Source organism: Pseudomonas sp. SID14000 (assembly GCF_002165135.1).
In the GTDB taxonomy this organism is placed as follows: Bacteria; Pseudomonadota; Gammaproteobacteria; order Pseudomonadales; family Pseudomonadaceae; genus Aquipseudomonas.
This window is the reverse complement of record NZ_NFZQ01000011.1, coordinates 118,120-133,343: the sequence shown is the minus strand read 5'-3', so window position 1 is coordinate 133,343 and position 15,224 is coordinate 118,120. Positions and strand designations below refer to the sequence as shown.

The window sequence follows — 15,224 nt, the reverse complement described above, 5'->3', positions numbered from 1 at the left end:
CTCGGGTGGTGTCGCTGTACGCCAGGATCAATAACTTGTCAGTTTCGATCATTGAGCCGCTTCAAACGGCTGTTTAATGTCGCAGGCAGACAAACGACGGGGCCCGCCGGCTGGTGAGGTACCCGCGTCCCGTGAATACGCCACCTGGGGACCTTTCCATGGCCACCGACCGCTACCCGCACCTGCTCGCCCCGCTGGACCTGGGCTTCACCACCTTGCGTAACCGCACTCTCATGGGCTCGATGCACACCGGCCTCGAAGAGCGCCCGGGCGGCTTCGAGCGCATGGCGGCGTACTTTGCCGAGCGCGCCCGCGGTGGCGTCGGCCTTATGGTTACCGGCGGCATCGCGCCCAACGATGAGGGTGGGGTGTATTCCGGGGCGGCCAAGCTCAGCACCGAGGAAGAGGCCGACAAGCACCGCATCGTCACCAAGGCGGTACACGCTGCCGGTGGCAAGATCTGCCTGCAGATCCTGCATGCCGGGCGCTATGCCTATAGCCCGCGTCAGGTGGCGCCCAGCGCGATCCAGGCGCCGATCAACCCGTTCAAGCCCAAGGAACTGGACGAGGCGGGTATCGAGAAGCAGATCGCCGACTTCGTCAATTGCGCGGCGCTGGCTCAGCGCGCCGGTTATGACGGCGTCGAGATCATGGGTTCGGAGGGATACTTCATCAACCAGTTCCTCGCCGCCCACACCAACCACCGTACCGACCGCTGGGGCGGCAGCTATGAAAACCGCATGCGCCTGGCGGTGGAGATCGTCAGCCGGGTGCGCGGTGCGGTAGGGCCGAACTTCATCATCATCTTCCGTCTGTCGATGCTCGATCTGGTCGAGGGCGGCAGCACCTGGGACGAAATTGAGCTGCTGGCCAAGGCAATCGAGAAAGCCGGCGCGACCCTGATCAACACCGGCATCGGCTGGCACGAAGCGCGTATCCCGACCATTGCCACCAAGGTGCCGCGCGCGGCGTTCAGCAAGGTCACCGCCAAGCTGCGTGGCGCGGTGAACATTCCACTGATCACCACCAACCGCATCAACACCCCGGAAGTGGCCGAGGTGGTGTTGGCCGAGGGCGATGCCGACATGGTCTCGATGGCCCGGCCGTTCCTGGCCGACCCGGACTTCGTCAACAAGGCTGCCGCCGGCCGCGGCGATGAGATCAACACCTGCATCGGCTGCAACCAGGCCTGCCTCGACCATACCTTTGGCGGCAAGCTGACCAGTTGCCTGGTCAACCCGCGCGCCTGCCACGAGACGGAGCTCAACTACCTGCCCGTGCGCACAGTGAAGCGCATTGCCGTGGTCGGCGCAGGCCCGGCTGGCCTGGCGGCAGCCACGGTGGCGGCCGAGCGCGGCCACGCAGTGACCCTGTTCGATGCTGCCGGCGAAATTGGCGGGCAGTTCAACGTGGCCAAGCGGGTGCCGGGAAAGGAAGAGTTCCATGAAACCCTGCGTTACTTCCGCAACAAGGTCAAAAGCACGGGCGTGGACCTGCGCCTGAACACCCGGGTCAATGTGCAGGCCCTGGTGGACGGTGGCTATGACGAGATCATCCTGGCCACCGGCATCGCCCCGCGCACGCCTGCCATCCCGGGTGTCGAGCATGCCAAGGTGCTCAGCTACCTGGACGTGCTGCTGGAGCGCAAGCCGGTGGGCAAGTCTGTTGCGGTGATTGGCGCGGGTGGCATCGGTTTCGACGTTTCCGAGTACCTGGTGCATCAGGGCGTGGCCACCAGCCAGGACCGTGAGGCGTTCTGGAAGGAGTGGGGCATCGATACCCATCTGCAAGCTCGTGGTGGCGTGGCCGGGATCAAGGCCGAGCCGCATGCCCCGGCGCGGCAGGTGTACCTGCTGCAGCGCAAGAAATCCAAGGTGGGTGATGGTCTGGGCAAGACCACCGGCTGGATTCACCGTACCGGGCTGAAAAACAAGCGGGTGCAGATGCTCAACAGCGTCGAGTACCTGGGCATCGACGATGACGGCCTGCACATCCGCGTGGCCGATGGCGAGCCGCAGGTGCTGGCGGTGGATAACGTGGTTATCTGTGCCGGGCAGGAGCCGCTGCGCGAGCTGCAGGACGGGCTGGTGGCGGCGGGGCAGTCAGTGCACCTGATTGGTGGGGCCGATGTGGCGGCGGAGCTGGATGCCAAGCGGGCGATCAACCAGGGTTCGAGATTGGCGGCTGAGCTCTGAGATAGCAGGGGGCGCAACGCGCCCCCAAGGTTTCCCTGTAAACTGCGATTCATGCATGCACTCGACCTTCCCCAAGCCCCTCTACACCCCCTGAATCTGCCTTGGCTGCAAAACACCAGGCTCGAAGCCGCCATCCTGCGCCTGGACCTGATCGATCCGCTGATCAGCGGCAACAAATGGTTCAAGCTGCGCCATCACCTGCAGCAAGCCACGGCCAGTAATGCCCCGGGCCTGATCAGCCTCGGCGGCAACCATTCCAACCACCTGCACGCCCTGGCCGCCGCTGGCAAGCGCTTCGGCTTCGCCACCGCCGGCCTGCTGCGTGGCCACGCCCAGGACACGCCAACGGTGCGTGACCTGGAGGCGCTGGGCATGGAACTGCACTGGCTGGGCTATGGCGGCTACCGCGCGCGCAACCAGCCAGGTTTCTGGGAGCCCTGGCAGGCGCGCTATCCGGGCTGGCACTGTATCCCCGAAGGCGGTGGCGGGCTGGCCGGTGCGCAGGGCTGTGCCCTGATCATGGAACAGGCCCGGGCACAAATCGCAGCACTTGGCTGGGGCGACTACGACGCCTGGTGGCTGGCCGCCGGAACAGGGACTACCTTGGCCGGCCTGGTGTTGGCCGAGGAGGGGGGGCATGTGGTACATGGCGCATTGGCCGTCCCCGGTGATCACGGGGTAGCGCAAGCGGTGACGGAACTGGTGGGTACGCGCGGCTACCAGCTACACGACGCCTGCCGTGGCGGTTTCGGCAAATTCGACGCTGAGTTGCTGGCGTTCATCGCCGACTTCGAGCGGCACACCGGCGTGCCGCTCGAAGCCCTGTACACCGGCAAGGCCCTGCTGGCTCTGCGTGAGCAGGTCAAGGCCGGGCTGTTCGCGCCCGGCACCCGCCTGATCATCGTGCACACCGGCGGCCTGCAGGGCCGGCGCGGTTACTTGTAGGGCAGCATGCGCAGCAGCGTGTTGTCGCGTTTTACATAGTGGTGATACAGCCCGGCCAGCGCATGCAGGCCGATCAGCCAGTAGCCCCAGCTGCCGATGCGTTCATGCCAGCCTTTGATGAACTTGGCCTGGTCCGGGTTCGGGCCGATCAGGTGCGGCAGCTCCAGGCCGAAGAACGGCACCGGCTTGTCGGCGGCGCTGAGGATCAGCCAACCGGCCACCGGCAGGATGATCATCAGCAGGTACAGCGCCAGGTGCATCAGGTGCGCGAAGCCGGTCTGCCAGGCCGCAGGTTTGGGCACGATGGGTGGAGTCGGGCGGCTCAGGCGGATGGCCAGGCGCAGCCAGACCAGCACGAACACGGCGAGCCCGAGCATGAAGTGCAGGTCCTTCATCAGGTTACGTTCGACGCTGTCCTTGGGGAACAGGCCACGCAGTTCGATAAGGGCATAGACAGCGGCCAGCAGTACCAGCATCAGCCAATGCAGGGCGATGGACAGGCGTGCGTAATGGGTCGCGGGTGTGGATGAAACCATGATCGTTCCTCGTCATCAGGTCGGAATGGCGCTCTTGCTGGCGCTCAGGTAGTACTTTAAAGGCTACGGGGAACAAATCTTTGCGCCAGGTCTGTGAAAATTGTGTTGTCTGCACCGGCCTCTTCGCGGGCTTGCCCGTACACAGGCACAGCGCTGAGTCAGAGACCTGTGCAGTACCTGTGGGAGCGGGTTTACCCGCGAAGGGGCCAGCACAGACAACATCAGACATCGGGCAGATGCGGCCAATCATCAGCCACCATAAACACCCGCTCGGCCTCCTGCCACGCCCCGTCAGCCTCTTGCTCCAACCTCACCAGCAACTGCGCCGGCGCCTGTCGCTCCAGCACATGTAGCCACGCCGCAAACTGCTCCACCATCCAGCACTCATGCGCCTCGACCCGCGCCGGCGCCAGCCAGGCATGCCTCTGCAGCGGCTGCCAACGTTCGCCTTCAGCCTTGGTCCAGTCCCGCCGCCGCACCCAGCGCCCGCGCAAATGCTGCGGGTTGGCACCCCGTGGTGGCTGCGCCTGCCCAGGCCATGGGTAGAACAGATAGCCACCCAGCCACACATGGGCCTGAACCCGCTCCACCCCCAGCCGCGTCAGCACCTCGCGGCTGTGCGCCCCGGCCGACATGGGCAACTGGTGCCGCGCCAGGTGCGCCAGCTTGCTGCCCAGCCGGTCATGGCAGCCCGGTCCCAGCCAGGCGGCGGGGTCCTGCCCGGCGTGCTCCGGGCCCAGGTACAGCTTGATGGCCAGTTCCAGGTGGTGCACGCCGTCACGGTCGCGCAGCACCACGTCCAGCTCGCCCAAGGTGCGACCGCTGTCGCGAATCGCCACGTTGGCCGCCAGCAGTTCGATGCCTGGCGCCTGGCTCAGGGCGAATTGCCAAAGGCGTTCGTAGTAATGCCCCAGGCGCCGGCTGCCCAGTTGCGCCAGCCAGTCGCGCAATGGGCGGTCATCGTCATCCAGCGCCCGCAGCCAGTCTGCCAGGCGCTGCGGCTGGTCCGCCCACAGGCTGCCCGCCAGCGGGTGGCGCTGGGGGCAGGGTGGGTTGCTGAGCAACGGGGGCGACAGCAGGGCCCAGGCGAGGTCGCGCACGCTGGGGCGGCGTAGTTGCCGGGGCAGGTCGTGGAGCAGGGCGAATGGCATCATCCAGCGAGCATAGCCGGTTTGCCGCTACCCGGTGGTTTCGCCCATAATCGCGGCATAGTCACCCGCCGCAGAGCCTCGCAGGAGCCCCATGGAGCAATTTCGCAATATCGGTATCATCGGCCGCCTTGGCAGCTCCCAGGTGCTCGACACCATTCGCCGACTGAAAAAATTCCTCCTCGAGCGCCACCTGCACGTGATCCTCGAGGACACCATCGCCGAAGTGCTGCCCGGCCATGGCCTGCAAACCTCCACCCGCAAGCTGCTGGGCGAGGTCTGCGACCTGGTCATCGTGGTCGGCGGCGACGGCAGCCTGCTGGGCGCCGCCCGCGCCCTGGCCCGGCACAACATTCCGGTGCTGGGCATCAACCGTGGCAACCTGGGCTTCCTCACCGACATCCGCCCCGACGAGCTGGAAGAGAAGGTCGCCGAAGTGCTCGATGGCCACTACCTGGTGGAAAACCGCTTCCTGCTGCAGGCCGAGGTACGTCGCCATAACGAAGCCATTGGCCAAGGTGATGCACTGAACGATGTGGTGCTGCACCCCGGCAAGTCCACGCGCATGATCGAGTTCGAGATCTACATCGATGGCCAGTTCGTCTGCAGCCAGAAGGCCGACGGCCTGATCGTCGCCACCCCCACCGGCTCCACTGCCTACGCGCTGTCGGCCGGCGGCCCGATCATGCACCCCAAGCTCGACGCCATCGTCATCGTGCCGATGTACCCGCACACCCTGTCGGGTCGACCGATCGTGGTCGACGGCAACAGCGAGCTGAAGATCGTGGTGTCCAAGGACTTGCAGATCTACCCGCAAGTATCCTGTGACGGCCAGAACCACTTCACCTGCGCCCCCGGCGACACCATCACGGTGAGCAAGAAACCGCAGAAACTGCGCCTGATCCACCCGCTGGACCACAATTACTACGAGGTCTGCCGCACCAAGCTCGGCTGGGGCAGCCGCCTGGGAAGCAGGGACGACTGATGCTCGATCCGGCGCGAAGTTTCGACATCATCGGTGACGTGCACGGTTGTGCGCTGACCCTTGAACGCCTGCTCGACGCCCTCGGTTACAAGCGTGTGGCCGGCATGTGGCGCCACCCGTGGCGGCAGGCGCTGTTCCTCGGCGACATCGTCGACCGCGGGCCACGCATTCGCGAGGCGCTGCACATCGTCCACGACATGGTCGAGGCCGGGCAGGCGTTCTGCATCATGGGCAACCACGAGTACAACGCCCTGGGCTGGGTGACGCCGGCACTGCCCGGCAGCGGCAAGGCCTATGTACGCGAGCACACGCCGCGGCATGCCCGTCTGATTGACGAAACCCTGACCCAGTTCGCCCACCATCCTGCCGACTGGCATGACTTCGTCAACTGGTTCTACCAGTTGCCGCTGTTCATCGACGCCGGGCGCTTCCGCCTGGTGCACGCCTGCTGGGACAAGCGGCTGATCGAGCCGCTGCGCCAGCAATACCCTGACGGGTGCATCGACGAGCACTTCATCCAGGCGTCGGCGGTGAATGGCAGCTTCGCCGCCAATGTGTGCAACCGGCTGTTGCGCGGAACCGACATGCGCTTGCCGGATGGGCTGACCCTGACCGGCGGCGATGGCCTGACCCGGGCGTTTTTCCGGACCAAGTTCTGGGAAGAAGACCCGCAAACCTACGGCGACATCGTCTTCCAGCCAGACGCCCTGCCGGCGGAAGTGGCCAGTACACCACTGAGCCACAGCCAGAAGAACGCCTTGCTACGCTATGCCGAGGACGAGCCCATGCTGTTCGTCGGCCATTACTGGCGCAGCGGCCGCCCGGCGCCGATCCGCGCCAACCTGGCCTGCCTGGACTACAGCGCCGTGCTCTACGGCAAACTGGCCGCCTACCGGCTGGATGATGAAACCCGCATCGACCCGCACAAGTTCGTCTGGGTTGACGTCGACCGCCCACAGGCCAACCAATGAACATTATCGAAGTGATGCGCCTGCCGCTGTCGGTCGACCTCAGCGGCTTCGTGCAACTGCTGCAGCGTCTGCAGGTGCCACACCGGGTCAGTGAGGAGGGCGAGGTACAAGTCCTCTGGGCCCCCGACACCCTGGCTGCAGACGTCCGCGAACTCTACCAACGCTACCCCGACGGCAACGCCGATCTGTCAGCCACCGCCGCCCCTGTGGGAGCGGGTGTGCCCGCGAAAGGGCCCTCCCTGGCGGAACAGGCCCGCGCTTGCAAAGTCACCACCCTAATCCTGCTGTTGTGTTTCATCGTCGCCGGCCTTACGGGCCTGGGCGACAACTTCACCACCATCAGCTGGCTCACCTTCCTCGACTTCCGTGTCCAGGGCGACTACCTGTACTTCAGCCCGCTGGCGCAAAGCCTGGACGAAGGCCAGTGGTGGCGCCTGGTATCGCCCATGCTGCTGCACTTCGGCGTGCTGCACCTGGCCATGAACAGCCTGTGGTACTGGGAACTGGGCAAACGCATCGAACTGCGCCAGGGCCCGTGGGCGCTGCTTGGCCTGACCCTGCTGTTCAGCCTGGTGTCCAACCTGGCCCAGCACTACACCAGCGGGCCGAGCCTGTTCGGTGGCCTGTCCGGCGTGCTGTACGGCCTGCTCGGGCATATCTGGCTGTACCAGTGGCTGGCGCCCGACCGTTACTTCACCCTGCCCAAGGGCGTGCTGGTGATGATGCTGATCTGGCTGGTGGTGTGCCTGACCGGCGTGATCGACACCCTGGGCCTTGGCCAGATCGCCAACGCCGCCCACGTCGGCGGGCTGCTCATCGGATGCCTGACCGGGCTCTTGGGTGGGGCGCTGGCCCGGCGTAAACTGTCGGCTTGAATCAGGAGACTCTATGTCCACTTTCGCGCAAATGATCGAAAACATCACCCCGGAAATCTACGAGAGCCTGAAACTGGCCGTGGAAATCGGCAAATGGTCGGATGGCCGCAAGCTCACCGCCGAGCAGAAAGAGCTGTCGCTGCAGGCGGTAATCGCCTGGGAGATGAAAAACCTGCCCGAAGACCAGCGCACCGGCTACATGGGCCCGCAGGAATGCGCGTCCAAGTCCGCACCGATCGCCAACATTCTGTTCAAGTCGGACTCGGTACATTGATCGAACTCGCTCGTGGCTCGTTGAGCAAGATGGCGGTAAGCCTGGAGGCACCAGTGGTGCAGTACAGCTTCCGCCTGGATGACACCCAGGTGCCGGTCAATCCGCTGATCGGCCAGCGCCTGCGCCTGGAATACCTCGGTGCCATTCACTGCAGTCATTGTGGCAAGCGCACCAAGACCAGCTTCAGCCAGGGTTACTGCTACCCGTGCATGACCAGGCTGGCCCAGTGCGACGTGTGCATCATGGCCCCGGAAAAGTGCCACTACGACGCCGGCACCTGCCGCGAGCCGTCGTGGGGCGAACAGTTCTGCATGACCGATCACGTGGTCTACCTGGCCAACTCGTCGGGGATCAAGGTCGGCATCACCCGCGCCACCCAGCTGCCCACCCGCTGGCTCGACCAGGGCGCCAGCCAGGCCCTGCCGATCATGCGCGTTGCCACCCGCCAGCAGTCCGGCCTGGTCGAAGACCTGCTGCGCAGCCAGGTGCCGGACCGCACCAACTGGCGCACCCTGCTCAAGGGCGATGCCGAGGAGCTCGACCTGGTCGCCATTCGTGAGCAGGTCTTCGACGCCTGCGCAGATGGCCTGCGCGAGCTGCAGGGCCGCTTCGGCCTGCAGGCGATCCAGCCGCTGGCCGATGCCGAAGTGGTGCAGATGAAGTACCCGGTCGAGGCCTACCCGGCGAAGATCGTCAGCTTCAACCTCGACAAGGACCCGGTAGTGGAAGGCACGCTGCTGGGCATCAAGGGCCAGTACCTGATCTTCGACACCGGTGTGATCAATATTCGCAAGTACACGGCCTACCAGTTGGCCGTGCTCCAGTAAAAAGGACCTGCACATGCGTACCGAACAACCGCAAGTGATCTACCTCAAGGATTACCAGGCGCCCGAGTACCTGATCGACGAGACGCACCTGACCTTCGAACTGTTCGAGGACCACACCCTGGTCCACGCACAACTGGTCATGCGCCGCAACCCGGCACGCGGTGCCGGCCTGCCGCCACTGGAACTCGATGGCCAGCAGCTGGAACTGCTGCGTGCCTCGCTGGATGACCAGGAACTGCAGCCGGGTGACTACCAGCTCGACGCCGACAGCCTGACCGTGCATCCCAAGGCCGATCGCTTCACCCTCGACACCAGCGTGAAGATCCACCCGGAAAGCAACACCGCGCTGGAAGGCCTGTACAAGTCGGGCAAGATGTTCTGCACCCAGTGCGAGGCCGAAGGCTTCCGCAAGATCACCTACTACCTCGACCGCCCGGACGTGATGAGCACCTTCACCACCACGGTCATCGCCGAACAGCATCGCTACCCGGTGCTGCTGTCGAACGGCAACCCGATCGGCAGCGGGCCGGCGGAAGACGGCCGCCACTGGGCGACCTGGGAAGATCCGTTCATGAAGCCGGCCTACCTGTTCGCCCTGGTGGCTGGTGATCTGTGGTGCGTTGAAGACAGCTTCACCCGCCAGTCTGGCCGCGACGTGACCCTGCGCATCTACGTCGAGCCCGAGAACATCGACAAGTGCGACCACGCCATGGTCAGCCTGAAGAAGTCCATGCGTTGGGACGAAGAAGTCTATGGCCGCGAGTACGACCTCGACATTTTCATGATCGTCGCGGTCAACGACTTCAACATGGGCGCCATGGAAAACAAGGGCCTGAACATCTTCAACTCCAGCTGTGTGCTGGCCCGTGCCGAAACGGCCACCGATGCTGCCCACCAGCGCGTCGAAGGTGTGGTTGCCCACGAGTATTTCCACAACTGGTCGGGCAACCGCGTCACTTGCCGTGACTGGTTCCAGCTGTCGCTGAAAGAAGGCTTCACGGTGTTCCGCGATGCCGAGTTCAGCGCCGACATGAACTCGCGAACGGTCAAGCGCATCGAAGACGTGGCCTACCTGCGTACTCACCAGTTCGCCGAAGACGCTGGCCCCATGGCCCACCCGGTGCGCCCGGACAGCTTCATCGAGATCTCCAACTTCTACACCCTGACCGTGTACGAGAAGGGCGCCGAAGTGGTGCGCATGGTTCGTACCCTGCTGGGTGCCGATGGCTTCCGCAAGGGCAGTGACCTGTACTTCGAGCGCCACGATGGCCAGGCGGTAACTACCGACGATTTCATCAAGGCCATGGAAGACGCCAACGGCGTCGACTTCACCCAGTTCAAGCGCTGGTACAACCAGGCCGGCACCCCGCGCCTGGAAGTCAGCGAGGCCTATGACGCGACCGCGCAGACCTACAGCCTGACCTTCCGCCAGAACTGCCCGCAGACCCCGGACAAGGCCGAAAAACTGCCGTTCGTGATCCCGGTGGAACTTGGCCTGCTGGATGCCGCAGGCAACGACCTGCCGCTGCAACTGGCCGGTGAAGCGACGGCGCAGGGCACCAGCCGCGTGCTGTCGGTGACCGAGGCCGAGCAGACCTTCACCTTCCAGGGCATCCAGGCCAAGCCGCTGCCGTCGCTGCTGCGCGGTTTCAGCGCACCGGTCAAGCTGAGCTTCCCCTACGACCGCGACCAGCTGATGTTCTTGATGCAGCACGACAGCGACGGCTTCAACCGCTGGGAGGCGGGGCAGCAACTGTCGGTGCAGGTGCTGCAGGAGCTGATCGGTCAGCATCAGCGTGGCGAAGCACTCACGCTCGATCAGCGCCTGATCACCGCCCTTGGCACCGTGCTCGGCAACGAGTCGCTGGACCCGGCCATGGTTGCCGAAATGCTCTCGCTGCCGGGTGAGGCCTACCTCACCGAGATCAGCCAGGTGGCCGACGTGGACGCCATCCACGCCGCCCGCGAGTTCGCCCGCCAGCAGATCGCCGAGCAGCTGTTCGACGCCCTGTGGGCGCGCTACAAGGCCAACCGCGAAGTGTCGCGCAGCACCGCCTACGTAGCCTCGGCCGAGCACTTTGCCCGCCGCAGCCTGCAGAACATCGCGCTGTCGTACCTGATGCAAAGCGGCAAGCCGCAGGTGCTGCAGGCGACCCTGGAGCAGTTCGAGCACTGCGACAACATGACCGAGCGCCTGACCGCCCTGGCCGTGCTGGTCAACTCGCCGTTCGAGGCTGAGCGGGCCAAGGCCCTGGAAGCCTTTGCCGAGCACTTCAAGGACAACCCGCTGGTCATGGACCAATGGTTCAGCGTGCAGGCGGCCAGTACGCTGCCGGGCGGGCTGGCGCGGGTCAAGGCGCTGATGCAGCACCCGGCGTTCACCCTGAAGAACCCGAACAAGGTACGTGCATTGATCGGCGCTTTCGCCGGGCAGAACCTGGTCAACTTCCATGCGGCGGATGGCTCCGGCTACCGCTTCCTGGCGGACCTGGTGATCGAACTCAATGCCCTGAACCCGCAGATCGCCTCGCGGCAACTGGCGCCGCTGACCCGCTGGCGCAAGTATGACGATGCGCGTCAGGCCCTGATGAGGGGCGAGCTGGAGCGGATTCTGGCTTCTGGTGAGCTGTCCAGTGATGTGTATGAGGTTGTCAGCAAGAGCCTGGCTTGAGTTTTCCGTAGCCTGAGCCGACCTCTTCGCGGGTAAACCCGCTCCCACAGGTACTGCACCGCTTTCATGGGCTGTGGAGGACCTGTGGGAGCGGGTTTACCCGCGAAGCTTTTACAGCCGATAACAAAACATAACACCCCGCCCGTTGTGTTCCCGCAAATATCCCCGCTACGATCCCCTCAAGCCATTGCAGGCCTCTAGATCAGGCTTTTCGCAGTACCTGCAATGCATTGACCCACCAGATAAGAACAACAGGGGACAGTCATGAGGGAACAGAACAGGCGTTTTGCCTGGCCATTGGCAGCCGGCGTGGTACTGGCGCTGGGGCTTGGCGTATGGGCTGACAGCGTGCAAGCCGCTGCCGCCGATGAGTATTCCACCGAATCGGCCAAGGCCAGCCAAAGCCTGCTGATCGATGCCACCCATGCCGGCAAGCGCCTGGTGGTGGTGGGCGATCGCGGTCATATCCTGTTCTCCGACGACCAGGGCAGCACCTGGACCCAGGCCCGGGTGCCCACCCGGCAACTGCTCACCGCAGTGTTCTTCCTTGACGACAAGCGCGGCTGGGCCGTCGGCCATGATGCGCAGGTCCTTGCCAGCAGCGATGGCGGGGCAACCTGGAGCAAGCAGTTCGAAGACCTGTCCCGTGAAGCACCCTTGCTCGATGTCGCCTTCCTCGATGCACAGCGCGGCTTTGCCGTAGGTGCCTATGGCGCATTGCTGGAAACCACCGACGGCGGCCAGCACTGGCAGGATGTGGCCGAGCGCCTGGACAACCCTGACCAGCTGCACCTGAACGGTATTGCCCAGGTGCGTGATGCCGGCCTGTTCATCGTCGGCGAGCAGGGCGGCATGTTCCGCTCCACCGACAATGGCCAGACCTGGGCCAAGGTCGACAGCCCCTACGAGGGCTCGCTGTTTGGCGTGATCGGCACTGCACAGCCGCGCACCCTGCTGGCCTACGGCCTACGCGGCAACCTGTTCCGTTCCACCGACTTCGGCGACAGCTGGCAGCCGATCGAGCTCAAGGCCGCACGTGGCACACTCGAATTCGGCCTGGCAGGCGCTACGCTTGTCGAAGACGGCAGCCTGGTGCTGGTCGGCAATGGCGGCAGCGTGCTGCGCAGTACCGATGATGGCCAGACCTTCAGTGTCTACAACCGCTCCGACCGCATCGCCCTGGCCGGCGTCAGCGGCCTGGCCAATGGCGGCCTGCTGCTGGTAGGGCAGGGTGGCGTGCACCTGGCTGACCCGCAGGGTGCAGGCCCGGCTGACCAGGAGGTGCGTCCATGACCAGCAGGGAGAGCATCACCATGCACCCGCATCACCAGGATAAGGCCACGCTGCTCGAACGCCTGATCTTCAACAACCGCCCTGTGGTCATCGCCCTGTGCGTACTGGTCAGTATCTTCCTGTTCTGGCAGGCCACGCAGATCCGCCCGTCCACCAGCTTCGAGAAGATGATCCCGCTGCAGCACCCGTTCATCGAGCAGATGATGGCGCACCGCAACGACTTGGCCAACCTCGGCAACACGGTGCGCATCTCGGTGGAGGCGGTCAATGGCGACATCTTCGACAAGGACTACATGGAGACCCTGCGGCAGATCCATGATGAAGTGTTCTACATCCCCGGCGTCGACCGAGCCGGGTTGAAGTCGCTGTGGAGCCCCAGCGTGCGCTGGAGCGAGGTCACCGAAGAAGGCTTTTCCGGTGGCGAGGTGATCCCCAACACCTACAACGGCTCGCAGGACAGCCTCGATACCCTGCGCGACAACGTGCTCAAGTCAGGCCAGGTCGGGCGCCTGGTGGGCAACAATTTCAAGTCCAGCATCGTCGACGTGCCGCTGCTGGAAAGCTACCCCGACCCGCAGGACCCGGGCAAACAGGTGAAGCTGGACTACCAGCAGTTCTCACACCAGCTGGAAGAGAAGATCCGCGAAAACTTCCAGGCGCAGAACCCGAACGTGAAGGTCCACATCGTCGGCTTCGCCAAGAAGGTCGGCGACCTGATCGACGGCCTGGTGATGGTGGCGATGTTCTTCGGCGTCGCCCTGGCCATCACCTGGGTGCTGTTGTACTGGTTCACCTGGTGCATCCGCAGCACCATCGCCGTGCTCATCACCACCCTGGTGGCGGTGGTCTGGCAATTGGGCCTGATGCATGCGGTGGGCTTTGGTCTGGACCCGTACTCGATGCTGGTGCCGTTCCTGATCTTCGCCATCGGTATTTCCCACGGTGTGCAGAAGATCAACGGCATTGCCCTGCAGTCGAGTGATGCCGACAACGCCCTGACCGCCGCCCGGCGCACCTTCCGCCAACTGTTCCTGCCAGGGATGATCGCCATCCTCGCCGACGCCGTGGGCTTCATCACCCTGCTGATCATCGACATCGGGGTGATCCGTGAACTGGCCATCGGCGCTTCCATCGGTGTGGCGGTGATCGTGTTCACCAACCTTATCCTGCTGCCGGTAGCCATCTCCTACGTCGGCATCAGCAAGAAGGCCGTCGAGCGCAGCAAGAAGGACGCCACCCGCGAGCACCCGTTCTGGCGCCTGCTGTCGAACTTCGCCAGTGCCAAGGTGGCGCCGGTGTCGGTGGTTCTGGCGCTGGTCGCCTTCGCCGGTGGCCTGTGGTACAGCCAGAACCTGAAGATCGGCGACCTCGACCAGGGTGCGCCGGAGCTGCGCCCCGACTCGCGCTACAACCAGGACAACAATTTCATCATCAGCAACTACTCGACCAGTTCCGACGTGCTGGTGATCATGGTCAAGACCCCACCGGAAAGCTGCTCGATCCACTCGACCATGGCACCGATCGACGAGCTGATGTGGACCATGCAGAACACGCCGGGCGTTCAGTCGGCGATTTCCCTCGTGACCGTGTCCAAGCAGGTGATCAAGGGCATGAACGAGGGCAGCCTGAAATGGGAAACCCTGTCGCGCAACCCGGACATCCTCAACAACTCCATCGCCCGCGCCGATGGCCTGTACAACGGCGACTGCTCGCTGGCGCCGGTGCTGGTGTTCCTCAACGACCACAAGGCCGAAACCCTTGAGCGGGTCACTGCCGTGGCCAAGGCCTTTGCCGACAGCCACAACAAGGAAGGCCTGCAGTTCCTGCTGGCGGCGGGCAATGCCGGGATCGAGGCGGCGACCAACGAGGTGATCAAGTCGGCCGAGCTGACCATCCTGATCCTGGTGTACATCTGCGTGGCGGTGATGTGCCTGATTACCTTCCGCTCGTTCGCCGCAACCCTGTGCATCGTCCTGCCGCTGGTCCTGACCTCGGTGCTGGGCAACGCGCTGATGGCCTACATGGGCATCGGGGTCAAGGTGGCGACCCTGCCGGTGGTGGCGCTGGGTGTGGGCATTGGCGTGGACTATGGCATCTACATCTACAGCCGGCTGGAAAGCTTCCTGCGCGCCGGTCTGCCATTGCAGGAGGCGTATTACCAGACCCTGCGCTCGACCGGCAAGGCGGTGCTGTTCACCGGCTTGTGCCTGGCCATTGGTGTGTGCACCTGGATCTTCTCGGCGATCAAGTTCCAGGCGGACATGGGGCTGATGCTGACCTTCATGCTGCTATGGAACATGTTCGGTGCGCTGTGGCTGCTGCCGGCGCTGGCGCGGTTCCTGATCAAGCCGGAGAAGATGGTGGGCAAGGAGGGGGGCTCCATTTTCGCTCATTGAATCGTTGGGGGCCGCTCTGCGGCCCATTCGCAGCACAAGGCTGCTCCTACAGGCGACCGCGAACCTTCTGTAGGAGCAGCCTTGTGCTGCGAATGGGCTGCAAGGCAG

12 protein-coding genes are annotated in these 15,224 nt (G+C 64.4%); 10 read left to right on the top strand and 2 right to left on the bottom strand.

Annotated features, from left to right (window positions below; genetic code table 11):
• Positions 1–158: 158 nt before the first annotated feature.
• Positions 159–2,195 (top strand): NADPH-dependent 2,4-dienoyl-CoA reductase, encoded by a 2,037-nt coding sequence (locus CAY82_RS17805; RefSeq protein WP_087502409.1) that lies wholly within the window; start codon positions 159–161, stop codon positions 2,193–2,195.
• A 51-nt stretch (positions 2,196–2,246) separates the two neighbouring features.
• Complete coding sequence (locus CAY82_RS17800) at positions 2,247–3,140, top strand: 1-aminocyclopropane-1-carboxylate deaminase/D-cysteine desulfhydrase (protein WP_087502408.1); 894 nt, start codon at positions 2,247–2,249, stop codon at positions 3,138–3,140.
• Here CAY82_RS17800 and CAY82_RS17795 read toward each other — a convergent pair.
• Together CAY82_RS17795 and CAY82_RS17790 are read right to left on the bottom strand one after the other, a co-directional pair.
• Positions 3,131–3,676, bottom strand: coding sequence for a cytochrome b (locus CAY82_RS17795; RefSeq protein WP_087502407.1), 546 nt, complete (start codon positions 3,674–3,676; stop codon positions 3,131–3,133). The two genes, CAY82_RS17800 and CAY82_RS17795, sit on opposite strands and share 10 nt — an antisense overlap.
• A 221-nt stretch (positions 3,677–3,897) precedes the next feature.
• Positions 3,898–4,830 (bottom strand): DUF1853 family protein, encoded by a 933-nt coding sequence (locus tag CAY82_RS17790; RefSeq protein WP_087502406.1) that lies wholly within the window; start codon positions 4,828–4,830, stop codon positions 3,898–3,900.
• 88 nt (positions 4,831–4,918) lie between these two features.
• On the opposite strand from CAY82_RS17790, the gene CAY82_RS17785 reads away from it, so the two are divergent.
• From CAY82_RS17785 to CAY82_RS17750, 8 genes are all read left to right on the top strand, one after another.
• Positions 4,919–5,809, top strand: a complete 891-nt coding sequence (locus CAY82_RS17785) for an NAD(+) kinase (RefSeq protein ID WP_025338255.1) — start codon at positions 4,919–4,921, stop codon at positions 5,807–5,809.
• Positions 5,809–6,780, top strand: a complete 972-nt coding sequence (locus CAY82_RS17780) for a metallophosphoesterase (RefSeq protein ID WP_087502405.1) — start codon at positions 5,809–5,811, stop codon at positions 6,778–6,780. Before CAY82_RS17785 ends, CAY82_RS17780 begins: the two co-directional genes overlap by 1 nt.
• Positions 6,777–7,655 carry a rhomboid family intramembrane serine protease gene (locus tag CAY82_RS17775; RefSeq protein WP_087502404.1) on the top strand — a complete coding sequence of 293 codons (879 nt, stop codon included), beginning with the start codon at positions 6,777–6,779 and terminating at the stop codon, positions 7,653–7,655. The genes CAY82_RS17780 and CAY82_RS17775 overlap by 4 nt, the downstream gene beginning before the upstream one ends.
• 13 nt (positions 7,656–7,668) lie before the next feature.
• The gene (locus CAY82_RS17770) at positions 7,669–7,929 is read left to right on the top strand and encodes a YeaC family protein (RefSeq protein WP_003260154.1); all 261 of its coding nucleotides are present in this window, start codon (positions 7,669–7,671) and stop codon (positions 7,927–7,929) included.
• The gene (locus CAY82_RS17765; protein ID WP_087502403.1) at positions 7,926–8,756 is read left to right on the top strand and encodes a DUF2797 domain-containing protein; all 831 of its coding nucleotides are present in this window, start codon (positions 7,926–7,928) and stop codon (positions 8,754–8,756) included. Before CAY82_RS17770 ends, CAY82_RS17765 begins: the two co-directional genes overlap by 4 nt.
• A gap of 13 nt (positions 8,757–8,769) precedes the next feature.
• Positions 8,770–11,427: an aminopeptidase N gene (pepN, locus tag CAY82_RS17760; protein ID WP_087502402.1), complete on the top strand. Its 2,658-nt coding sequence runs from the start codon at positions 8,770–8,772 to the stop codon at positions 11,425–11,427.
• A gap of 264 nt (positions 11,428–11,691) precedes the next feature.
• Positions 11,692–12,720: a YCF48-related protein gene (locus tag CAY82_RS17755; protein ID WP_087502401.1), complete on the top strand. Its 1,029-nt coding sequence runs from the start codon at positions 11,692–11,694 to the stop codon at positions 12,718–12,720.
• A gap of 20 nt (positions 12,721–12,740) precedes the next feature.
• Positions 12,741–15,116 carry an RND family transporter gene (locus CAY82_RS17750; RefSeq protein ID WP_087502502.1) on the top strand — a complete coding sequence of 792 codons (2,376 nt, stop codon included), beginning with the start codon at positions 12,741–12,743 and terminating at the stop codon, positions 15,114–15,116.
• Positions 15,117–15,224: the final 108 nt, after the last annotated feature.